Genomic DNA, 21,756 nt, shown 5'->3' on the forward strand with positions numbered 1-21,756 from the left:
TCAGACCGGTCACCAGTGGCATCGCCACGAAGAAAATCATGATCACGCCGTGCGCAGTGAAGATTTGATCGTAGTGATGCGGTGGCAGGAAGCCGGCGTTGTCGCCGAAGGCCATCGCCTGCTGAGCGCGCATCATCAATGCATCGGCAAAGCCGCGCATCAACATCACCAGTCCGAGAATCATGTACATGATCCCGATTTTCTTGTGATCGATACTGGTAATCCAGTCACGCCACAAGGTACCCCAGAGGCGGAAATATGTCAGACCTCCAAGCACTGCGACGCCGCCCAGAAGCACCATCGCAAAGGTCAGCAAAAGAATAGGCTCGTGGAACGGGATAGCGTCCCAGCTCAGCCGGCCGAAGATAAGCTTCGTCAGATCAGTATGGTCTTGCATCGTTTAGTCTTTATGGGAATGAGTATGCTTGGCCGCAACCTTGGCGGTTTCGCTGTGCGCAGCAGTATGATCTGCCGCCTCGTTATGCGAATCTTGCTTCGCGTCGGTTACTGCTTCTACTTTCGCGCCTTTGCGCGGTGCGGTCCTGGCACGATGTGCATCGTCCCGCATCATCTGATCCATACAGACGCTGCCTGCTTCGACACAACGATTCAGGATCGCGCCATACAAATCGGACGAAACCGTTTTGTAATAAGTCACGGGCTCGCGCTCGCTCGGCTTTTCCAGTTCCATGTAGACGGTGCGATCCAGCTTGCCGCCGTCTGTCTTGACTTTCTTCACCCAGCGATCGAAATCCGCAACATCCATGCCGTGATACTTGAAACGCATGTGCGAAAAACCGGCGCCGCTGTAGTTGGCAGAGAAGCCTTCCGACTCAACCGGCTTGTTGATGACCGCGTTCAATTGCGTCTCCATGCCAGCCATCGTGTAGATCTGGCCAGCCAGCTCGGGAATGTAGAAGGAGTTCATGACCGTCGATGCGGTGAGCTTGAAGCGCACAGGCACATCGATCGGCATCGCCAGCTCATTCACGGTAGCGATACCCTGTTCCGGATAGATGAACAGCCACTTCCAGTCGAGTGCGACGACTTCGATCGTCAGCGGTTCGGCAGCAGCAGAGATAGGACGATTTGCATCCAGCCTATCCAGCGGGCGGTACGGATCCAGCTTGTGCGTACTGACCCATGTGATCAAACCAAGCACAATGATGATCAGCAGCGGACCGCCCCAGATGATCAGTTCCAGCTTGGTGGAATGATCCCAATCGGGCTCATATTTGGCGGAGGTATTGTTTTTCCTGTAACGCCATGCAAAGATAAGCGTAAGGACGATCACCGGTACGATGACGAGCAGCATCAGCAGCACTGAAACTATAATGAGCTGTCCCTGCTGCGCGGCGATGTCACCGGAAGGGTTGAGCAACACCCAATCGCATCCGCCCAGCAGAAATAGCGGCAACAGAACCAAACTGCGAAGGAGTAACCCGCGACGAGAAATCAAGGAATTCATGCGAGGAATAGGTAAGATGAACAATCTGTTAGTTTACTGGTAATGTGCACATATGCAGATAGGACGTTTTGTCCTAGCGCAAGAAATGCCAGCAAAGGTGTACTGCTTTAAATAATGGAATATTTAACCGATAGGAGTGCCGATAATCATGTCTATCTCAACACATTATGACCAAACGGCGCCTGCAGAAGAATCGCCGCACTCAATCGGCAACGGTCCGCGCAACATCAACACCCGCGACGGACATATCGATCCAGGTGAAATTGCCATCGGCGTAGTCATCGGTCGCGCTTCCGAATACTTCGACTTTTTTGTCTACGCCATCGCTTCGGTGCTGGTCTTCCCCACCGTATTTTTTCCTTTTGCTTCCAGACTCGAAGGCACGCTGTACGCTTTCACCATCTTTTCGTTCGCTTTCATCGCCAGACCGCTGGGCACTGTGATCTTCATGGAAATCCAGCGCCGCTTCAGCCGTGAAGCGAAGCTGACGCTGGCGCTGTTCCTGCTCGGCGGCTCGACCGCCGGCATTGCCTTCCTGCCATCCCATGCACAACTCGGCACCACAGCCATCGTCCTGCTGGCTGTGCTGCGCTGCGGCCAGGGTGTGGCGCTCGGCGGATCCTGGGACGGCCTGCCGTCGCTGCTGGCGCTGAACGCACCGCAAAATCGGCGCGGCTGGTATGCGATGCTGGGCCAACTGGGCGCGCCGATAGGCTTCATCCTCGCCGCCGGTCTGTTTGCCTACATGTTGTATACGCTGGCACCACAGGATTTCTTTGACTGGGGCTGGCGTTATCCATTCTTCGTTGCCTTCGCCATCAACGTGGTCGCGCTGTTCGCCCGCCTGCGTCTGGTATCAACACCGGAATATTCACGCTTGCTGGATGAACGCGAACTGGAACCGGCCAATGTGGTCGAGATAACACGTTCGCAAGGCCGCAACCTGGTCATCGGTGCGCTCGCAGCACTTGCCAGCTACGCCCTGTTCCATCTGGTGACGGTATTTCCGCTGTCGTGGATCGTGCTGTACTCCGACCGTTCGGTCAGCCAGTTCCTCGAAGTCCAGATGATAGGCGCCGGCCTGGCGATGTGCAGCGTCGTCGCCTCCGGCCTGATCGCCGATCGCTTCGGCCGTCGCACCACGCTGGCCGTACTTGCCGTGCTGATCGGGATTTTCAGTGCCTTCGTACCGATGCTGATGAGTGGCGGCATCTTCGGTGAAAACCTCTTCATCATCGTCGGCTTCATCCTGCTCGGCTTGTCTTATGGCCAGGCCGCCGGCGCGGTGAGTGCGAATTTCCCGGCCCGCTATCGCTATACCGGTGCAGCCTTAACCTCCGATCTGGCCTGGCTGGTCGGTGCCGCCTTCGCACCACTGGTCGCGCTGGGCCTGTCCGCACATTTCGGACTGGGCTATGTCAGCCTGTACCTGCTGTCCGGCGCCGTCGGCTCGCTGGCAGCATTGAGTCTTAATCGCGCACTGGAAATTCGCGACTGACGCTCTGCAAAACTGCAGCAATGAAAAAGAGACGCGTATATGCGTCTCTTTTTTTACTTGGCTCGCATATTTCTTCATTCAGAAAACATGTGCTGCCTATCTACATCGCCGCAATCAGAGCCACGATATCCGCGCCATAACTTTCCAGCTTCTTTTCACCAACACCGCTGACGCCACGCAAATCGGCCAGCGAAGCCGGCTGTGTCTTGGCGATTTCTCTCATGGTCGCATCGTTGAAGATGACATAAGCCGGCACATTGTGCGTGCGTGCCGTCTCCATGCGCCACCAGCGCAACTTCTCGAAAATCGCCTGCTCTTCTGCCGACAGATCGGTTTCGATAAAACCCTTGGGCTTGCTGGTTGAACGCCGGGATTTAACCGGCTTCTGGTATTCGCGCAACTGCACCTTCTCGCCGCCCTTCAATACCGGACGCGCAGCATCGGTCAGCTTCAGGGCACTGTACGCTTCATGGTCAACCGCAACCAGGCCAAGCGCAATCGACTGGCGCAAAATCGCCCGCCATTCCGCCTCACTGCGATCGGAACCTATGCCGAAAGTGGAAACCTGATCGTGCTGCCATTGCTTTACCTTGTCCGAATCCACTCCGCGCAACACGTCCAGCACATGCATCGCACCGAAACGCTGGTCGACACGATATATCGTTGACAGCAGCTTTTGCACGGCAATGGTCGCATCGAAGGAACGCGGCGGATTCAAGCAGGTATCGCAATTACCGCACGGCGCCGACGACTGGCCGAAGTAAGTCAACAGGCGCTGGCGCCGGCAATGCAGTGTTTCGCACAAACCCAGCATTGCATCGAGCTTGACGCCCTGCACGCGCTTGAAGGTTTCATCGGCTTCCGATTCATCGATCATGCGGCGCTGCTGCACCACGTCCTGCAAACCGTAGGCCATCCATGCATTCGCTGCGGCGCCGTCGCGACCGGCGCGTCCGGTTTCCTGGTAATAGCCTTCTATGCTTTTCGGCAAATCCAGGTGCGCGACGAAGCGCACGTCCGGTTTATCGATGCCCATGCCGAAAGCGATGGTAGCCACCATGACGATGCTTTCTTCGCGCAGAAAGCGCGCCTGGTTCCTGCTGCGCGTGGCGAAGTCCATGCCGGCGTGGTACGGCAAGGCCGTGATGCCGTTTTCACACAGAAATTCTGCGGTCTCTTCGACCTTCTTGCGCGACAGGCAATACACAATACCGGCATCGCCGGCATGTTCGCTTTCGATGAAATCCAGCACCTGCTTGCGGCCGTTGGCCTTTTCTACAATTTGATAGCGTATGTTCGGCCGGTCGAAAGACGAGACAAACATGCGCGCATCGTCGAGCTGCAATCTGTGGGCGATTTCTTCGCGCGTCTGGTGATCGGCGGTCGCCGTCAGCGCAATGCGCGGAACATTCGGAAAACGCTCGTGCAGAATCGACAGCCGGATATATTCTGGACGGAAGTCATGCCCCCATTGCGAGACGCAATGCGCTTCGTCAATCGCAAACAGTGCAATCTTCGACGCTTCCAGCATATCGAGGCAACGCGGCGTCATCAGACGTTCCGGTGCAACATACACCAGATCGAGATCGCCGCTGCGCAAGCGACGTTCGATGCGTGACGATTCTTCAAAGGTCTGGGTGGAATTCAGGAATGCCGCACGCACGCCGACTTCGGCCAGCGCATCGACCTGATCCTGCATCAGGGCAATCAGCGGCGAAATCACCACGCCGACGCCATCGCGCAGCAAGGAAGGAATCTGATAGCACAAGGACTTGCCGCCACCGGTCGGCATCAGCACCAGCGCATCGCCGCCGCGTGTAACAACATCGACGATCTCGGCCTGTTCACCGCGAAACGACGAATAACCGAAAACCGATTCCAGTACGTGCAGCGCCTGCGCGCCCAGATCATCCTGCTGAATCATGGTTTCAACTTAATCTGCCCACACAACCCAGCCGTAGTGCGCACTCAGCAAGACGAACAGGCCGAACACGATGCGGTAGTACGCAAAGAAAGTGAAATCATGCGTGCTGATATAACGCAGCAACCAGCGTACGCACAGGAAGGCCGAAACGAAAGCTGCCAATCCACCTAAACCGAACAGCGGAATATCAGCCATCGACAATAAAGCGCGATCTTTGTAGACCGAATACACCGTCGCACCCATCAAGGTCGGAATCGCGAGGAAGAAGGAAAATTCCGTTGCCGCCTTGCGCGACAGGCCGAACGCCATGCCGCCAATAATGCTGGCACCGGAACGGCTGGTACCCGGAATCAAGGCAAAAGCCTGTGCACAGCCGACCTTGAGCGCATCCATCACTGTCATGTCATCAACCGTTTGCACGCGTTCGGCAACCACACTGTTTTTATTGCGGCGCTCGACCCATAGAATGATGAAACCGCCGACGATGAAGGCAATCGCCACCGGCACCGGTGCAAACAGTTTTTCCTTGATCGCCTTCGCGAATACCAGGCCCAACAGCGCTGCCGGCAAGAATGCCACGATGATATTCAATGCAAATCTTTGCGCACGGCGTTCGCTGAACAAACCGCTCAATACCGCAGCGATTTTCACGCGATACTCCCAGCACACAGCCAGCATCGCACCGGTTTGAATCGCGATTTCAAATACTTTGACCTTGGGACCGGTGAACTCCAGCAGGCTGCCGGCAAGTATCAAATGCCCAGTCGATGAAATAGGCAGGAATTCCGTCAAACCTTCGACGATGCCCATGATGATGGCCTTGAGCGCGAGAATTGTATCCATGGAGATGTGCGATGTGAAAAGTAAGGTAATGAAAATGGTAATAAAAAACCCGCCGGTTATGACGCCGTACGGGCTGCAACATATTCGATCTATGATGCTGCGGTCATGCGGCGCATACCTCAGCCAGCGTTCGCAGCGGGTTCAAAGGTTACCACGAGAGCGCATGCCGCTGTGCCGATTTTGCTCGACAACATCGGCATTGCCGCAATGAAAGCCTGTCGTATGTCAAACCGTCCTGTTCCGACTTACACGGCCGTCAATCGTTCCAGCGTCGTCAGATAAATCATCGCTTCTTCGCGCGTCGCGCCGCACATTTCCGCTTGCGGCTGCAAGCCGCTGCACACCAGAGGCCGTTCCGGATGACCGAAAATCCGGCAGCGATGATCGTCGGCCAGTTGCACACAACGCACACCGGCCGGCTTGCCATTCGGCATACCGGGAATGGCCGATGAGATCGACGGCGCGGTGCAACAGGCGCCACAATCGGGGCGGCAGTTCAAGTTAGTCATTCGGCAATTCGTTCAGAAAATCAATCAAGTCGGTGACGCAAGTGTCTGGAAGACGCGATTTTACAGTGCTTGCGCGGCACGAGGCTTGACGCTACGCGGGCGGACGCTTACATTACGGGAGCCTTGGCAAGTTGATTCCCTTGCCTGCCGCAACACACCGCCTTGTCGTAACAGCACCCTCCCCCGGAACGCTTAGCCGACTCGATTCGTTGAGATGGGCTGTTGCGTAGCGCAAGCACGATCATTTGATAAAATGCCCGTTTTCTTATTTAGTTATTTAGTTACCTAGAGCCGACAAAATGAATATTGAAAAAGCCCGCTTCCTGATGATAGAACAGCAAATTCGCCCTTGGGATGTGCTCGATCAGGACGTCCTCGAATTGCTGGTAGTCGTCAAACGCGAGGCATTCGTGCCGCTGGCGTATCGTGCGCTGGCATTTGCCGACAGCGAAATCCCGCTGCCGCACGGCGAATCCATGATGACGCCCAAGCTGGAAGCGCGCATCCTGCAGGAACTGGCAATCAAGAAACATGAAAACGTGCTGGAAATCGGCGCCGGCTCGGGCTATCTGGCTGCACTGCTGGCCTACAAGGCGCGTCACGTCACGACGCTTGAAGTCGAGCCGGAACTGAAAGCACTGGCGCAGCAGAATCTGGCCGATTACGGTGTCAGCAATGTCGATGTGGTTGAAGCCGATGGCGCGCAAGGCTATACAGCCGCCAACACGACTTACGATGTGATCGTGGTTTCGGGTTCGCTGCCGGTGGTGCCAGAAGCCTTGCTGGCGCAAATCAAGGTCGGTGGCCGCATGTTCGTGATTGTCGGCGATACGCCTGTCATGACCGCGCAAATCATTACGCGCGTATCGGACATCAGCTACAACACCGTGAATCTGTTTGAAACGGTAGTGAAGCCACTGCGCAATGCAGCCGTTCCATCGCACTTCAAGTTCTAGGAATCACGATGCAGCACATCACCGCGCCGGAACTTGCAGCATTGCTCGCTGACGGCTCCGGCACGGCGCGCGTCCTGCTGGATGTACGCGAACCGTGGGAATATCAGACCTGCAGGATAGAAGGTGCGGTGTCTATCCCGATGAACACGATTCCGGATCAACTGACGCAGTTGGACAAGGATACGGCTATCGTCTGCGTCTGCCATCACGGCGCCCGCAGCATGCGGGTGGCGCATTTCCTGGAAAGCCAGGGTTACACACAAGTGACGAATCTGACCGGCGGCATTCACGCCTGGGCACAGCAAGTCGATCCGGCAATGCCAACCTATTAAACGTACTCGCCTTATTTATCCAGGCGATAACCCACCTCACCGGGAATGCAATGCGCAATGCTACGCTCGTCACGCTGATCGCCGGTGCAGTTCTTTCCATACAAGTTCAGGCAGCCGATCTGCTGCAGGTTTATCAGGATGCGCTGGTCAGCGATTCTGTCTATGCCAGTGCGCGCGCCAATCTGAGCGCCGGTCAGGAAGCCTCGGTACAAGGCCGCGCCGGCCTGCTGCCCTTGGTTGGTTTGAGTGGGTCGTATCAGCGTGTCAGCCGTGATGACACGGCCAACACCAGATCGCACGGATATACGCTGTCGCTGTCGCAACCCTTGCTGGACGTCGCAGCCTGGCAAACGTATGAACAAAGCAAATTGTCGGTCGCTGCAAGCGAGGCCGCATTCGCTATCGTGCAGCAGGATTTGATCCTGCGCGTGGCGCAAGCGTATTTCGATGTGCTCGCGGCGCAGGATACGCTGGCATCCTTGCAGGCGCAGAAAACTGCCATCAGCGAACAGCTGGCATCGGCGAAACGCAATTTTGAAGTTGGTACCGCAACCATCACCGACACGCATGAAGCGCAGGCCCGTTACGATCTGGCGACCGCACAGGAATTTGCCGCGCAAAGCGATCTGGACATCAAGCGTGCGGCCTTGCAGCAGATTATCGGCAAGCCGGCTGCAACACTGGCGCCACTGCGTACCGGTGTCGCACTGCAAACACCGCAACCGGCGCAGATGGAACCGTGGGTGAGTAATGCGGAACAACAGAATTTTGATGTGGCCAGCAAGCAGCTGGCGCTGGAAATCGCCAAGCGCGACATTACGCGCAATCGCGCCGGACATTATCCCACCGTCGATCTGGTCGCCAGCCGCAGCGACTCGAACCAGCGCAACACCACCGTACAAGGCTTGAGCAACGGCACCGGCCCGACCAATTCAGTTGGCGTGCAATGGTCGATTCCCTTGTTCAGCGGTTTTGCAGTGACCAGCCGCGTGCGGCAATCCATCGCGCTGGAAGACAAGGCGCGCGCCGATCTGGAAACAGCGCGCCGTGCTGCAGCACAAAATGCAAGGCAAGCCTATCTCGGAGTCAACAGCGGATTGGCACAGGTCAAGGCCCTGGAAGCGGCTGAAATATCCAGCCTGTCGGCACTGGAATCAAATCGTCTGGGGTACCAGGTCGGCGTACGCATCAATATCGATGTACTGAATGCACAGCAGCAGTTATATGTGACGCAACGCGATCTGGCAAAAGCGCGTTACGACACGCTGATGAACAGCCTGCGGCTGAAATCGGCAGCCGGCACCCTGCAGGAACAGGATCTGGTACAGATCAACACACTGCTCACGTCGCCCTGATACGGTCAACCGAAGCGATTACGCGTTTTTCAAACGCAGCGATTTGGCATAACGCAAACTATCCAGACAGGCATCAATCTGCGCCTCTGCCACGGCAGCCAGATCAAAACTGCTCGGAGAAAACAGCCAGTTGCTCAGCAAGCCGATCACATGGCTGTGCAAGGTCAATGCCGCCATGCGGGTATCCAGATCGGATGGCAACTGCTCGCGCGCAATGGCTTCCTTGAAGATGCTTTCCATATTCGCCAAACCCTTCAGGTAGCATTCCTGCTGCCGTATCCAGATCGGATCGTTGGGATCGACCAGTTCACACTTGAGGAAAAGAATATCCAGAACCTTGCGTGAGCGAGGATTATTGCTTGCATCCTGCAACAGGAACACCCAGACATTCCGCAAATGTCCCAAAGGATCATCTGCAAACTTGTCTTCGGGCGCAGCCATCAGCGCCTCCATCGGCAAACGCACGCGTTCGCACATCGCATCAAACAAATCGCCCTTGTTCTTGAAATGCCAATAGATCGCACCACGTGTTACTTCTGCGGCAAGAGCAACATCTGACAAGGATGATTGAGCCAGACCACGGGCGTGAAACACTTCCTCCGCCGCATCGATAATGCGGCTGCGGGTTTCCAGTGCTTCTTCTTTCGTACAACGCGCCATAAAAAATCCCTCAGCCCCTGATGTTTTCTTTTTATATATAGTTAGATATTGAAAAAATAATTGCTTTTCACGCATACATACATTCAAGCATGTATGTATAATACCCCACTTACTGCAAAGCAGCAAAAACAGTTTTCGCGGATCGTCACCGGAAACTGATGTTTTTTGTATGTTGCGTCATCCCGATTTTCGCTCTGCCGCTGTCTGGCAGCACAAACCACCAACCGTGCGAGATGTTTATGAGTTCACTTCCCCGTCTGACTAGTCTTGGCGCCGCCTTTTTCCTATTATTCGCAGTCGCCGGTTGCGGCAAATCCGATGCGCCAGCAGCTGCACCACCACCAACCGAAGTATCCGTGGTCACCATCAAGCCGTCAGCACTGGGAGTCACGAACGAATTGCCGGGCCGCCTGGAATCGACCCGCATTGCTGAAATTCGCGCCCGCGTTCCCGGCGTCGTGCTGAAACGCACCTTCCGCGAAGGCAGCGACGTCAAGGCTGGCGCCACACTCTTCCTGATCGACCCGGCACAATTCAAGGCTACCTATAACAGTGCCAATGCCGCCGTTGCCAGAGCGGAAGCGACCTTGTTGCAGGCAGAGCTGAAAGAAAAACGCTACAAGCCACTGGTTGCGACCAATGCAGTCAGCAAACAGGAATACGACGACGTTAGCGCAACACTGAAACAGGCAGAAGCAGATCTGGCCTCGGCCAAAGCCTCGCGTGAAACTGCACGTCTGTCACTCGATTATGCAACCGTGACATCGCCCATCTCCGGCCGCATCGGCCGCGCACTCGTTACTGAAGGCGCATTGGTCGGGCAAAACGAGGCGACACCGCTGGCAACTGTGCAGCAAATCAATCCTATCTACGTCAACATGACGCAATCCGCGACTGAAATTCTGAAGCTGAAACGTGCATTGGATGGCGGTCAGTTGAAGAGCGCCGGCAAGGGTGCAGCTAAAGTGACTCTGGTGACGGATGATGGCAAGGAATACAACCTCCCTGGAAAACTGCTGTTCTCCGATTTGACGGTGGATGAAAGCTCAGGTTCTGTCACGCTGCGTGCCGAATTCCCTAATCCTGATGCATTGCTGTTACCGGGCATGTATGTCCGCGCCCGCATTGAGCAAGCCGTCGATGAAAACGCGATCACCGTGCCGCAGCAAGCTGTTGCACGCACCGCCAGTGGCTCAGTCGTGATGGTAGTCGACGCCGAAGGCAAAGTCGTTTCGCGTCCGGTTCAAACAGGCAATTCAAGCGCTACCTCATGGGTCATTACCGAAGGTCTGAAGGAAGGCGATCAAGTCATCGTCGAAGGCCTGCAAAAAGTCAAACCGGGTGCAACAGTCAAAGCCGTTCCATGGCAAAAAACTGCAGCTGCCGGCACAGCTCCCGCCGCAGATGCAGCAAAGCCAGCGCAACCTGCACCTGCAGACAAGACCGCAGAACAACCGAAGTCGAAGTAAGGGAGTACTGTAATGGGTAAATTTTTTATTGACCGCCCGGTCTTTGCCTGGGTGCTGGCGATCTTTATCATGCTGGCAGGTATACTGGCGATTACCAGCCTCCCGGTTTCGCAGTACCCGAACATTGCGCCGCCGCAAATTGTCGTTACTGCCTCCTATCCGGGTGCAACTGCGCAAACGCTGGACGATAGCGTCACCAGCCTGATCGAACAGGAAATGAACGGTGCCGACGGTTTGCAATACGTCGAGTCGCAAAGCCAGGCCAATGGCCAGGTTCAAATCACGGTCACGTTTTCTCCAGCGACCAATCCTGATCTGGCTGCAGTCGATGTACAAAACCGTCTGAAACGCGTGGAAGCACGTTTGCCTGCTGCGGTTACGCAACAAGGTGTGCAAGTTACCAAATCACGCAGCAACTTCCTGATGTTCATCGGCCTGTCTTCATCCGATGGCAAGCTGGACGCTATTGCGTTGGGCGATTATTTGTCGCGCAATGTACTCAATGAAATCAAACGTGTCCCTGGCGTTGGTCAGGCACAATTGTTTGGTACCGAACGCGCGATGCGTATCTGGATCGATCCAGCCAAGCTGGTCGGCCTGAACCTGACACCATCCGATGTCAGCGCGGCAATTGCTGCACAAAATGCATTGGTAGCCGGCGGTACCCTGGGTGATTTACCCAGCCCGGGCACGCAACAAATTTCTGCAACGGTAGTAGTCAACGGGCAATTGAACAGCCCTGAGCAGTTCGGCAACATTGTCCTGCGCGCCAACAAGGATGGTTCTTCAGTGCGTCTGCGCGATGTCGCACGCATCGAAGTCGGCGGCCAATCGTACGCAACCTCCGGTCGTCTCGACGGCAATCCAACCTCCTTCGTCGGCGTGCAGTTGTCACCAACTGCAAATGCGCTGGGCACTGCAACTGCCGTGCACAAGAAGATGGAAGATCTGTCGAAGTACTTCCCGGCTGGCGTGAAATACACGATTCCTTACGACACCTCCAAGTTCGTCAAGATCTCCATCGAGGAAGTGGTTAAAACACTGATCGAAGCAATCATCCTGGTGTTCCTGGTGATGTATCTGTTCCTGCAGAACATTCGCTATACGCTGATCCCGACCATCGTGGTGCCTGTTGCACTGCTGGGTACATTTGCAACGCTGCTGCTGTTCGGCTTCTCGATCAACGTGCTGACCATGTTCGGCATGGTGCTGGCGATCGGTATTCTGGTCGATGATGCGATTGTGGTGGTGGAAAACGTCGAACGCATCATGAGCGAGGAAGGCTTGTCGCCACGCGATGCAACCCGCAAGGCGATGGGGCAGATTACCGGCGCCATCATCGGTATCACGCTGGTGCTGATCGCGGTATTCATCCCGATGGCATTCTTCGGCGGTGCGGTTGGTGCGATTTACCGCCAGTTCTCGCTGTCCATGGTTGCTTCAATGGTGTTCTCGGCGCTCATGGCGTTCACGCTGACTCCGGCACTGTGCGCAACCATCCTGAAACCGGTGGAAGCGGGTCATCATCACGAGAAGAGCGGCTTCTTCGGCTGGTTTAATCGTCACTTCAGCACCACTGCAGCAGGCTATCAAGGCTTTGTTGCCAAGATGCTGACCAAGACCGGCCGCTACATGCTGCTCTACGCACTGATCATTGCTTGCGTCGGCATCTTGTATGTACGCCTGCCTGCATCCTTCCTGCCGAATGAAGATCAGGGCTACATCATTACCAACGTTCAATTGCCATCCGGTGCAAGTACCGGTCGTACGCTGGAAGTGCTGAAGACCATCGAAAACTATTACCTGAAAGAATCTGCAGTTGAACATGTGATCTCGATCGCCGGCTTCAGCTTCTCGGGTAATGGTCAAAATGCAGGTCTGGTATTTACACCATTGAAGGACTGGAGCAAACGTAACGCCTCCGAATCTGCTGAGGCCGTTGCCGGCAAGGCATTCGGTGTGTTCTCGCAAATCAAGGACGCGATTGTGTATCCGCTGAGCCCGCCACCGATTCCGGAACTGGGCAATGCAACCGGCTTCACCTTCCGTTTGCAGGATCGCGCAGGCCTTGGGCATGATGCTTTGGTTGCGGCACGCAATCAAATTCTCGGCATGGCGGCACAAAGCAAGGTGCTGGCAGGCGTACGTCCTGACGGCATGGAAGATGCGCCGCAGTTGCAACTGGATATTGACCGCGACAAGGCCAATGCGCTGGGTGTACCGTTCGCGACAATCAACAGTGTGCTCTCCACTGCACTGGGTTCTGCTTACGTGAATGACTTCCCGAATCAGGGTCGTCAGCAACGCGTCATCGTGCAAGCCGATGCGCCAAGCCGCCTGCAGCCGGAAGATCTGACCCGACTCTATGCCCGCAGCGCGCAAGGCACCATGGTTCCATTCTCGTCATTCGTGACGTCGAAATGGATTACCGGCCCTGTGCAACTGATACGCTACAACGGTTATCCAGCAATGAAGATTGCCGGCGGTGCCGCACCGGGACGCAGTACCGGTGATGCCATGGCTGAAATGGAAAACTTCGTCACCAAGCTGCCTCCTGGTTTCGGTTTCGAGTGGACCGGTCAGTCACTGGAAGAAAAAACTTCGGGATCGCAGGCGCCAGCGCTGTATGCACTGTCGCTGATCGCGGTCTTCCTGGTACTGGCAGCGCTGTATGAAAGCACATCGATTCCACTGGCGGTGATGCTGGTGGTGCCGCTGGGTATTCTGGGTGCGCTGCTCGGCGTCACCTTGCGCGGCATGCCGAATGACGTGTACTTCAAGGTCGGCATGATCGCGGTGGTTGGCCTATCTGCGAAAAACGCGATTCTGATTATCGAATTTGCGAAAGACCTGCAGGCACAAGGCAAAGGCTTGATAGAAGCGACACTGGAAGCAGTTCATCTGCGGTTCCGCCCTATCATCATGACCTCGCTGGCATTCATCCTTGGCGTATTGCCGCTGGTGCTTGCAAGCGGTGCCGGCTCAGCCAGCCAACGCGCAATCGGTACCGGCGTGATGAGCGGCATGATCACGGCAACCGTACTGGCGGTGTTCCTGGTACCGGTATTTTTCGTGGTAGTACGTACCTTCTTCAAGGGTAACGAACGCCAACGTCGCAAATATGCGGCGAACAAGCCACGTGATGAGGATGAACAATTATGATCAAACAACTGACCTTGACCGTACTGGCAGCAAGCGTGTTAAGCGCTTGCTCGATGGCGCCGAAATACACCCGTCCCGATGCTCCGGTAGCAGCAGATTACGCGACCCCTTCTGCCGTCGCGGCGAATCAGTTGCGCGCATCGGAAACCGGCTGGCGCACATTCTTTCCTGATGCACGCCTGCAATCGTTGATCAGCACTGCGCTGATCAACAACCGCGATTTGCGCGTTGCTGCCTTGCGTATAGAAGAAGCGCGTGCGCAGTACAACATTCAATCGGCGGATCTGTTGCCGAATCTGAATGGCACCGCAACCGGCAACCGCGGCCGCACCCCGGCATCCGTGTCCCCAACCGGCACCAGCGTGGTCAGCAGCAACTATCAGGTAGGCCTGAGTCTGGCTTCGTTCGAGCTGGATTTCTTCGGTCGCGTACGCAGTCTGAACGATGCAGCGCTGGCGCAATATCTGGCAACCGAAGAGGCACAACGGGCAGCGCACATCAGTCTGGTAGCCGAAGTTGCCAAGGCCTATCTGGCTGAACGCGCTTTTGCCGAACAACTGGCACTGGCGCAAAGCACCTTTGACAGCCGCAAGCAAGCCTATGACCTGGCCAAGCAACGCTTTGAAGTTGGCGCAAGCTCGGCGCTGGATCTGCGCCAGAACGAAGCCTTGCTGCAATCGGCACGTGTCGCGCAACTGACCCTGTCACGCCAGCGTGCACAAGCGTTCAATGCACTGACCGTGCTGGTAGGCCAGCCCTTGACCGATTTGCCGCCGGCGCAACCGCTGTCTGCACAAAACATCGTGACCGACATTCCGGCCGGCCTGCCATCCGACTTGCTGACGCAACGCCCGGACATCCGCAGCGCCGAGCAATCCTTGCTGGCCGCAAATGCGAATATCGGTGCGGCGCGCGCCGCCTTCTTCCCGCGCATTTCCCTGACCGCCGGCGTTGGCACTGCCAGCAATTCCTTGTCGGGCTTGTTCGAGAACGGTTCGCGTGCATGGTCGTTTGCGCCGCAACTGGTGCTGCCTATTTTTGAAGGCGGCCGCAACATTGCCAATCTTGATCTGAGCGAAGTGCGCAAGAATATTGCCATCGCCAGTTACGAGAAAAGCATACAGGTTGCATTTCGCGAAGTCGCCGATGCCCTGGTAGCGCGCGGTCTGCTCGATGAACAGATAGAGGCACAGCGCCTGGTACAGGATGCGCAAGCAGAACGTCTGAAACTGGCCAACCAGCGTTTTGAAAACGGTATTTCGAGTTCGCTCGACGTGCTGGATGCACAACGCGAGCTGTTTTCGGCAGAGCAGGATCTGGTGCAAGTGCGTTTGCTGCGCCTGACCAATGCCATCGATTTATACCGCTCGCTGGGTGGTGGTCTGGCAGAAACCAGTACGGTTGCGGCAACGACCAAATAGCATTCGCTATCCGTAAAGAAAAAGGGAGCTCGTGCAAACGGCCTCCCTTTTTTATTTCAATGCAAGGTTATCCGATGACAAGAAGCTGCATTCTGTTCAGGAACCTCTGACCCCGCCTGCACTCAGACCTGCACGAGATACAAGACTTCGAGGAAATTCATGCACAAAAAATTTGTATTCCTATCGCTACTGGCTCTTCTGGCGTCATCTGCACAGGCCGCCGAAAACAAAATGCGTCCGGGACTATGGGAAATAAGCACCAGCTCACGCTTGCTGGCATTGGCGGAGCAGATTCCACCCGATCAAATGCAGAATTTAAGCAATCTGGCGCGGCAATACGGCTTTGAGATGCCCACGATAAAAAATGGCACAGCCAACTCCAGAGTTTGCGTGACGAAAGAAATGTCGGAGCAAAATATTCCGCCGTATCTTTACCATCGCCAATCGGGCTGCGAGGCCAGAAATGCAACGCGAACTGAAAACCGTTACAGTGCCGACCTTGCCTGCAGCGGCCAGCAAATCAACGGCGAGGGGAAAACCGCCGCGACCTTGAACACCCCCGAAAGCTTTACCGGACAAACCGAATTCAAGGGCACCGTGCGTGGTGTGGCCGTCGATGAACACGCCAACACCAGCGGCCTGTGGCTGGCCGCCAGTTGCGCAGAAACAAACCCCCGCCAGGGTCATCAGTAAGCGACATACACAAGCCTGATACAAGTCGTAACAAACCTTACCATTTCACCTCTGGTTATGGATGCGCCTCTGGTATTTAATGGAGCCATCAATCAAGGAGATGAACCATGAAGAAAACGCTTACCATTTCAGCCAGTGTCCTGGCGCTTGCAACGCTGATGTTTGCCGCTGCACCGGCAATGGCACGGGTCGATGTGGGTGTAAATATCGGCGTTCCTGGCCCCTTCTATGTACAACCGCAACCTGTCTACGTACAGCCACGCCCGGTATATGTGCAGCCGCAACCTGTGTATGTCGATCGGTATTACGACAGGCATGACTACAAGCATCATCACAAACATTACCGCAAGCACTATCGCCATGATCATGACGGCGATGGCGTGCCGAATCGTTACGATCGCCGCCCGAACAATCCCTATCGCTATTAAGTAAACAGATCAGCAGCGCGCAATATCCTTAGCCAGGAAGCGCGCTGCTGCATCGTAACTATTCAATTTTTCCTGCAATGCCGGATCGTTAATTAAAGCGAATCCGTGGCGCGCCCAAAAGGCATGCGAATCATTGACGGCGACCAGCGACATCGTGGCCAGATCGGCAGCCTGTGCCAACTGCATCAATATATCGACCAGCTGCGACGCAGCACCGAGGCCACGTGCTGCAGGCAGCAGCGCAACATCGTGAATGTAATAAGTGGAAGGTATGGCCGGCAACGCCTGCAATAGCGAGTTCAAAGCCGGCGGCTGGCGCTCCTGCCACGGATGGCTGATCACGTAACCTGCAACCTGCGCTCCCGTTTCAAGCAACAGACAACCATCAGGATAGAGCGCCTGACGTTCGGCAAAAATCCTCTCGTCTTCCGGATAATCCGGATGCACCTGCGCCGCAATAAGGGCAACTGTCGCCATATCCTGTGCCGACATGCGACGCCAATTGAAATGCCTGTGCTGACTGTCCATGACTGGATGCAACGCCGTCTATTCGCTGGACGGTCCGCAACAGGAACAAGGTCCGTGCCCATGCTGAACATAGCGAAAATCCACCGGCAGCACAGCCTCTTGCACCTGCTCTTCTGTTGCCTTCAGCATGCGCTGTGTTCCAGCCGCAGTATTTTTCTCAGCCGGTTCCTCAGGCGCTGACAATGCGGCGTCATGTTCTGCATTCATATAATCTCCTGTGATGAAACTTGATGATGCACCGCTTCATTTGATCAGCGGTTTCAACAGTGTCATGGTGCGTGCGGTGGCACCGCCATGCTGTTGCGCAAAATGCCGCGCCTGCTCACCCATCGCGATGCGTGTGGCTGCATCGTCCAGCAGACGGATGGCTTGCGTGCACAGATCCGTCGCATCCGCCACCCGCAAGGCGCCGCCGGCAGCAATGGCATTGTCGGCAGCATCGGCGAAATTAAAAGTATGCGGCCCTATCAATACCGGTTTGCCGACTGCACTGGCTTCGATCAGATTATGCCCGCCCAGCGGCAGCAGGCTGCCGCCGACAAACGCCACATCGCAAGCGGCATAGTAGGCAAACATTTCGCCCATGCTATCGCCGAGCACTACGCGAATATCCACAGACAGCGCGTGCTCGCCCATCGTCGAACGGCGCGCCAGCGGCAAGTCATGCGCATTGACCATCTGCGCAACTTCGTCGAAGCGCTGCGGATGACGCGGCACGATGAGCAGCAGAATATCCGGCCGCTGCAATGCCCGCCATGCATCCAGAATCAGCGCTTCCTCACCGTCACGCGTATTCGCACACGCCAGTACCGGCCGCGTACCGAACTGTGCACGCAATGCCGCGCCACGCTGCAGCATGTCTGGCGGCGGTACGACATCGAATTTGATGCTGCCGGTAACATGTACCGCAGGTGCGCCGAGCTGCCGTATGCGATCGGCATCGCTGTCAGTCTGCGCCGCCACGCAGGACATCGCTTTAGCTGCTTCGACAAACAAGGTCGGAAAGCGTAAGGCCTTGTTCAACGAACGTTCGGACAAACGCGCATTCACCAGCGCCACCGGCACGTCATATTGCGCGCATTGCGCCATCACATTCGGCCACACCTCGGTTTCCATCAGCACGCACAGCTTCGGTTTGAAATAACGCAGAAAGCGCGCCACCATCCAGCCGGTGTCATACGGAAGATAGCTCTGTACTACGCGTGGCTGTGCAGCGAACAAGGCGCGGCCGGTCGCACGGCCGGTTGGCGTCATGTGCGTGAGCAGCAAAGTATGTGTTGGATAAGCGGCCAGCAAGGCATCGATCAGCGGTTGCGCCGCGCGTGTTTCGCCGACCGAAACCGCATGCACCCACAATACCGACGAAGAACGAACGTAAGCGTCGCGCCGATAAAAACCCAGACGTTCCGCGATGTGCTGACGATAGCCAGGTTCCTGCCGGCCACGCACGTATAGCCGCAGCAATACCAGGGGCAACGCAAACCACCATGCAAGGGAGTAAATCAGACGCATGGGTTTGCTCCGTCCTGAGTACGAAAACTGGCCGTTACCGTGAATGAGAAATGGGAGTGAAATTGCATGAGCCGTATTATGCCGCTTCGGCCCCGCCGCCGCCTAATAGAAGTGAAACGGCGACTTTATTCAAACCAGCGCGCAACCGGCATGGCACCGATTGCGCTCATCTGAATATCAATAAGGCATGACGGCATCCGGTTTGGCCGCCGTAATGACACGCTTGAATTCTGCCTGAATACGCTGCAAGCCCTGCTGCGATTCCGCCTCGAAGCGCATCACGATCACCGGCGTGGTATTCGACGAACGCGCCAGACCGAAGCCGTCCGGATATTCGACGCGCAAGCCATCTATCGTGATGATCTGATCGGAACCGGGAAACTGCGCCTCGCTTTGCAATTTTGCAATCAGCGGAAAACTCTCCCCTTCCTTCAATTTCAATTGCAGTTCCGGCGTGCTGACCGATTGCGGCAAGGCATTCAGCACAGCCGACGGATCTTGTTCGCGACTCAGCAATTCCAGCATGCGTGCACCGGCATACATGCCGTCGTCGAAACCGTACCATCTATCCTTGAAGAAAACATGGCCGCTCATCTCGCCGCCCAGCGGTGCGCCGGTTTCGCGCATCTTTGCCTTGACCAGCGAATGGCCGGTTTTCCACATCAGCGGCTTGCCGCCACGTTCGGTAATCCACGACGCCAGATGACGCGTGCATTTGACGTCGTACAGGATTTGTTCGCCCGGATGGCGCGTCAATACATCCTGTGCGAACAGCATCAATTGGCGATCCGGATAAATGATCTGCCCATCCCTGGTCACCACGCCGAGGCGATCGCCGTCGCCATCGAAAGCCAGGCCGATTTCGGCATCCGTCTGCTGCAGGCAGCGGATCAGGTCCTGCAGATTTTCCGGATGCGCCGGATCGGGATGATGATTCGGGAAAGTGCCATCCACCTCGCAAAACAATTCGATGACTTCGCAACCGAGCGCGCGGTACAGATCACCGGCAAAGGCTCCCGCCACACCGTTGCCGCAATCGATTGCTATCTTCATCGGGCGCGCCAGTTTGACGTCGCCTGCAATGCGCTGCTGATAGGCGTCTGCGATATCGTAAGTGCGATAACTGCCGGTGCCTGCACTGAATTCCTGATTGACGATGGCTTGATACAAGGCCTGGATCGTGTCGCCGTAAATCGCTTCACCTGCCAGCACCATCTTGAAACCGTTATAGTCGGGCGGATTATGGCTGCCGGTCACCATGATGCCGGATTGTGCATCCAGCACATGTGTGCCGAGGTACAGCATCGGCGTGGCGACCACACCGAGATCGACCACATCCATACCTGCCGCCTGCAAACCTTCGGCCAGCGCAGCCGCCAGTTCAGGACCGGACAAGCGGCCATCGCGCCCGATCACCACGACCTGCTCGCCCTTGGCCCGCACCGCGCTGCCAAACGCACGGCCAATCGCGCGCGCCACATCGGCATCCAGCGTGGAACCGATGACGCCACGAATATCGTAAGCCTTGAAAATACTTTGCGAGAGAGTCAGCATGTTGAGCGATCCATAGAGAAAATTGATGTAGCGGCAGCGGTACTTCCCGTGCGGCAAAAAGCGTCCCGGTTCGACCTGCAATGGGCCATCTAGTTTCAATTAATTAAAAACACGGCAGGAGATTATCAGTGTTTTTGTTCTCTGAAGGAAATTCAATGCGTGACTTTCCTTGCCCGCGATATGCAGACGCAAATGAAAATGTCGGCAGTACTACAGTATCAACACAGCCTGTTGCTGCTGCAGCGCGAGGATTTCATCTTCGTCATAGCCAAGTTCCAGCAAAACCTTGAACGTATGTTCACCCAGCAAGGGCGCCGGCCGCTGCGAGGTGCCGGCATCATCAGAGAAGCGGATAGGCAAACCCAGCCCCTTGACGGGGCCGGCAACCGGATGCTGCGTTTCCACTATCATGTCGCGGGCAATGGCCTGTTCGTGCGCCATCGCTTCCGCCACATTCAATACCGGGCCGGCCGGCAAACCCACCGCATCGAACTCCTGCAGCCATTGCGCCGTCGTGCGCGTCACCAGGCGCTCGTTCAATAATTGCACCAGCGCCTCGCGATTGGCCATGCGGTCGGCATTGGTGCGAAAGCGCGGATCATCTGCCAGCGCCGGCATCTGCAATACTTCCAGCAATCGCTCGTAATTGTTTTGATTCGCCGCGCCAATATTGATCCAGCCATCGCTGGATGCAAATACCTGATACGGCGCGCTGGTTGAATTGGCGGAACCCATTTTGGGCAGGATGGTGCCATCGGCGAAATAATTCGCTGCCGGCCAATACATCTGCTGCAATCCGGCTTCAAACAGCGAGGTGTCGACCACCTGCCCGAGGCCGGTGCGCAGCTTGTTTGCATAGGCTGCCGCAATGCCTAATGCAGCAAGAATGCCGGCGTTGATATCGGCCACCGGCGACCCTGCCTTGACGGGCGCCCTGCCTTCTTCGCCGGTCATGCTCATCATGCCGCTCATCCCCTGCGCGATCAGATCGAAGCCGCCCTTGTCTGCATAGGGACCGGTACGTCCGAAGCCGGAAATGGAACAGTAAATCAAACCGGGATTCAAGCTCTTGAGCTCTTCGTAACCGAGGCCGAATTTTTCCATCGTGCCGGCACGATAATTCTCGATCACGACATCGGCATCGGCCAGCAGGCGACGCAGGACTTCGCGCCCTCCTTCCGTTTTCAGATTCAAGCCAATGCCGCGCTTGTTCCGGTTGACGATCATGAAGGAAGCAGATTCACCGCACGGCAGCATGGGCGAGAAACGTCTGGAATCATCGCCGTCCGGCGTTTTCTCGACCTTGATCACATCGGCTCCCATATCGGCCAGCATCATGCCGCAGATAGGGCCAGACATGATGTGGGCCAGCTCGATGACACGCATGCCGTTCAATGGTCCAGCCATGTTCATTTCCTTTTATAAGGTAGGTAGTCAGTATTGC

At 56.1% G+C, this 21,756-nt stretch carries 19 protein-coding genes; 9 read left to right on the top strand and 10 right to left on the bottom strand.

The window, feature by feature from the left end; all coding sequences use genetic code 11:
• Both ABWP27_RS00945 and cyoA read right to left on the bottom strand, forming a co-directional pair.
• Nucleotides 1-397, bottom strand: a 397-nt coding sequence (locus tag ABWP27_RS00945; RefSeq protein ID WP_353152478.1) for a cbb3-type cytochrome c oxidase subunit I, incomplete at its 3' end; no start/stop codon positions are given.
• Nucleotides 398-400: 3 nt separating this feature from the next.
• Nucleotides 401-1,468, bottom strand: a complete 1,068-nt coding sequence (gene cyoA, locus ABWP27_RS00950; RefSeq protein ID WP_353152480.1) for a ubiquinol oxidase subunit II — start codon at nt 1,466-1,468, stop codon at nt 401-403.
• 148 nt (nt 1,469-1,616) lie between these two features.
• On the opposite strand from cyoA, the gene ABWP27_RS00955 reads away from it, so the two are divergent.
• Nucleotides 1,617-2,966 carry an MFS transporter gene (locus ABWP27_RS00955; RefSeq protein ID WP_353152482.1) on the top strand — a complete coding sequence of 450 codons (1,350 nt, stop codon included), beginning with the start codon at nt 1,617-1,619 and terminating at the stop codon, nt 2,964-2,966.
• A 100-nt stretch (nt 2,967-3,066) separates the two neighbouring features.
• On the opposite strand, the gene recQ is transcribed toward ABWP27_RS00955, so the two are convergent.
• From recQ to ABWP27_RS00970, 3 genes are all read right to left on the bottom strand, one after another.
• Nucleotides 3,067-4,890 carry a DNA helicase RecQ gene (gene recQ, locus ABWP27_RS00960; protein ID WP_353152484.1) on the bottom strand — a complete coding sequence of 608 codons (1,824 nt, stop codon included), beginning with the start codon at nt 4,888-4,890 and terminating at the stop codon, nt 3,067-3,069.
• Nucleotides 4,891-4,899: 9 nt separating this feature from the next.
• Entirely contained in the window at nt 4,900-5,733 is an 834-nt protein-coding gene (locus ABWP27_RS00965) for an undecaprenyl-diphosphate phosphatase (RefSeq protein ID WP_353152486.1), read from the bottom strand.
• Nucleotides 5,734-5,978: 245 nt separating this feature from the next.
• The gene (locus tag ABWP27_RS00970; RefSeq protein WP_353152488.1) at nt 5,979-6,242 is read right to left on the bottom strand and encodes a YkgJ family cysteine cluster protein; all 264 of its coding nucleotides are present in this window, start codon (nt 6,240-6,242) and stop codon (nt 5,979-5,981) included.
• Nucleotides 6,243-6,541: 299 nt separating this feature from the next.
• Between ABWP27_RS00970 and ABWP27_RS00975 the strand changes: the two genes are divergently transcribed.
• From ABWP27_RS00975 to ABWP27_RS00985, 3 genes are read left to right on the top strand one after another with little or no spacing between them, the layout of a single operon-like run.
• Nucleotides 6,542-7,198 (top strand): protein-L-isoaspartate O-methyltransferase family protein, encoded by a 657-nt coding sequence (locus ABWP27_RS00975; protein ID WP_353152490.1) that lies wholly within the window; start codon nt 6,542-6,544, stop codon nt 7,196-7,198.
• Nucleotides 7,199-7,206: 8 nt separating this feature from the next.
• Nucleotides 7,207-7,530, top strand: a complete 324-nt coding sequence (locus tag ABWP27_RS00980) for a rhodanese-like domain-containing protein (protein WP_353152492.1) — start codon at nt 7,207-7,209, stop codon at nt 7,528-7,530.
• 50 nt (nt 7,531-7,580) lie between these two features.
• The gene (locus ABWP27_RS00985; protein WP_353152494.1) at nt 7,581-8,885 is read left to right on the top strand and encodes a TolC family outer membrane protein; all 1,305 of its coding nucleotides are present in this window, start codon (nt 7,581-7,583) and stop codon (nt 8,883-8,885) included.
• 18 nt (nt 8,886-8,903) lie between these two features.
• Here ABWP27_RS00985 and ABWP27_RS00990 read toward each other — a convergent pair whose 3' ends face one another.
• Nucleotides 8,904-9,545 carry a TetR family transcriptional regulator gene (locus ABWP27_RS00990; protein WP_353152496.1) on the bottom strand — a complete coding sequence of 214 codons (642 nt, stop codon included), beginning with the start codon at nt 9,543-9,545 and terminating at the stop codon, nt 8,904-8,906.
• 239 nt (nt 9,546-9,784) lie between these two features.
• Between ABWP27_RS00990 and ABWP27_RS00995 the strand changes: the two genes are divergently transcribed.
• The 5 genes from ABWP27_RS00995 to ABWP27_RS01015 all read left to right on the top strand — a co-directional run bounded on the left by ABWP27_RS00995 (nt 9,785) and on the right by ABWP27_RS01015 (nt 16,718).
• Complete coding sequence (locus ABWP27_RS00995; RefSeq protein ID WP_353152498.1) at nt 9,785-11,014, top strand: efflux RND transporter periplasmic adaptor subunit; 1,230 nt, start codon at nt 9,785-9,787, stop codon at nt 11,012-11,014.
• 12 nt (nt 11,015-11,026) lie between these two features.
• Nucleotides 11,027-14,176, top strand: a complete 3,150-nt coding sequence (locus tag ABWP27_RS01000; RefSeq protein WP_353152500.1) for an efflux RND transporter permease subunit — start codon at nt 11,027-11,029, stop codon at nt 14,174-14,176.
• The gene (locus ABWP27_RS01005; RefSeq protein ID WP_353152502.1) at nt 14,173-15,597 is read left to right on the top strand and encodes an efflux transporter outer membrane subunit; all 1,425 of its coding nucleotides are present in this window, start codon (nt 14,173-14,175) and stop codon (nt 15,595-15,597) included. Before ABWP27_RS01000 ends, ABWP27_RS01005 begins: the two co-directional genes overlap by 4 nt.
• Nucleotides 15,598-15,828: 231 nt before the next feature.
• Nucleotides 15,829-16,290 carry a DUF3617 domain-containing protein gene (locus ABWP27_RS01010; protein WP_353152582.1) on the top strand — a complete coding sequence of 154 codons (462 nt, stop codon included), beginning with the start codon at nt 15,829-15,831 and terminating at the stop codon, nt 16,288-16,290.
• A 107-nt stretch (nt 16,291-16,397) separates the two neighbouring features.
• Entirely contained in the window at nt 16,398-16,718 is a 321-nt protein-coding gene (locus ABWP27_RS01015; protein WP_353152504.1) for a hypothetical protein, read from the top strand.
• A gap of 9 nt (nt 16,719-16,727) precedes the next feature.
• Here the strand turns inward: ABWP27_RS01015 and ABWP27_RS01020 are convergent, their stop codons facing one another.
• The 4 genes from ABWP27_RS01020 to ABWP27_RS01035 all read right to left on the bottom strand — a co-directional run bounded on the left by ABWP27_RS01020 (nt 16,728) and on the right by ABWP27_RS01035 (nt 21,719).
• Nucleotides 16,728-17,246, bottom strand: a complete 519-nt coding sequence (locus tag ABWP27_RS01020; protein WP_353152506.1) for a GNAT family N-acetyltransferase — start codon at nt 17,244-17,246, stop codon at nt 16,728-16,730.
• A gap of 243 nt (nt 17,247-17,489) precedes the next feature.
• Complete coding sequence (gene waaA, locus ABWP27_RS01025) at nt 17,490-18,758, bottom strand: lipid IV(A) 3-deoxy-D-manno-octulosonic acid transferase (protein ID WP_353152508.1); 1,269 nt, start codon at nt 18,756-18,758, stop codon at nt 17,490-17,492.
• 177 nt (nt 18,759-18,935) lie between these two features.
• Nucleotides 18,936-20,312, bottom strand: a complete 1,377-nt coding sequence (locus ABWP27_RS01030; RefSeq protein WP_353152510.1) for a phosphomannomutase/phosphoglucomutase — start codon at nt 20,310-20,312, stop codon at nt 18,936-18,938.
• A 210-nt stretch (nt 20,313-20,522) separates the two neighbouring features.
• Nucleotides 20,523-21,719, bottom strand: a complete 1,197-nt coding sequence (locus ABWP27_RS01035) for a CaiB/BaiF CoA transferase family protein (protein WP_353152512.1) — start codon at nt 21,717-21,719, stop codon at nt 20,523-20,525.
• Nucleotides 21,720-21,756 lie beyond the last annotated feature (37 nt).

It is taken from the genome of Herminiimonas fonticola (assembly GCF_040395855.1).
Lineage (GTDB): Bacteria > Pseudomonadota > Gammaproteobacteria > Burkholderiales > Burkholderiaceae_D > Oxalicibacterium > Oxalicibacterium fonticola_A.

Coding starts and splice junctions, on each gene's coding strand:
- cyoA (WP_353152480.1), bottom strand. CDS start 1,468: ATGAATTCCTTGATTTCTCGTCGCGGGTTACTCCTTCGCAGTTTGGTT.
- waaA (WP_353152508.1), bottom strand. CDS start 18,758: ATGCGTCTGATTTACTCCCTTGCATGGTGGTTTGCGTTGCCCCTGGTA.
- ABWP27_RS01005 (WP_353152502.1), top strand. CDS start 14,173: ATGATCAAACAACTGACCTTGACCGTACTGGCAGCAAGCGTGTTAAGC.
- ABWP27_RS01015 (WP_353152504.1), top strand. CDS start 16,398: ATGAAGAAAACGCTTACCATTTCAGCCAGTGTCCTGGCGCTTGCAACG.
- ABWP27_RS00980 (WP_353152492.1), top strand. CDS start 7,207: ATGCAGCACATCACCGCGCCGGAACTTGCAGCATTGCTCGCTGACGGC.
- ABWP27_RS00965 (WP_353152486.1), bottom strand. CDS start 5,733: ATGGATACAATTCTCGCGCTCAAGGCCATCATCATGGGCATCGTCGAA.
- ABWP27_RS01000 (WP_353152500.1), top strand. CDS start 11,027: ATGGGTAAATTTTTTATTGACCGCCCGGTCTTTGCCTGGGTGCTGGCG.
- ABWP27_RS00990 (WP_353152496.1), bottom strand. CDS start 9,545: ATGGCGCGTTGTACGAAAGAAGAAGCACTGGAAACCCGCAGCCGCATT.
- ABWP27_RS01035 (WP_353152512.1), bottom strand. CDS start 21,719: ATGGCTGGACCATTGAACGGCATGCGTGTCATCGAGCTGGCCCACATC.
- recQ (WP_353152484.1), bottom strand. CDS start 4,890: ATGATTCAGCAGGATGATCTGGGCGCGCAGGCGCTGCACGTACTGGAA.
- ABWP27_RS01010 (WP_353152582.1), top strand. CDS start 15,829: ATGCGTCCGGGACTATGGGAAATAAGCACCAGCTCACGCTTGCTGGCA.
- ABWP27_RS01020 (WP_353152506.1), bottom strand. CDS start 17,246: ATGGACAGTCAGCACAGGCATTTCAATTGGCGTCGCATGTCGGCACAG.
- ABWP27_RS00985 (WP_353152494.1), top strand. CDS start 7,581: ATGCGCAATGCTACGCTCGTCACGCTGATCGCCGGTGCAGTTCTTTCC.
- ABWP27_RS00970 (WP_353152488.1), bottom strand. CDS start 6,242: ATGACTAACTTGAACTGCCGCCCCGATTGTGGCGCCTGTTGCACCGCG.
- ABWP27_RS00995 (WP_353152498.1), top strand. CDS start 9,785: ATGAGTTCACTTCCCCGTCTGACTAGTCTTGGCGCCGCCTTTTTCCTA.
- ABWP27_RS01030 (WP_353152510.1), bottom strand. CDS start 20,312: ATGCTGACTCTCTCGCAAAGTATTTTCAAGGCTTACGATATTCGTGGC.
- ABWP27_RS00975 (WP_353152490.1), top strand. CDS start 6,542: ATGAATATTGAAAAAGCCCGCTTCCTGATGATAGAACAGCAAATTCGC.
- ABWP27_RS00955 (WP_353152482.1), top strand. CDS start 1,617: ATGTCTATCTCAACACATTATGACCAAACGGCGCCTGCAGAAGAATCG.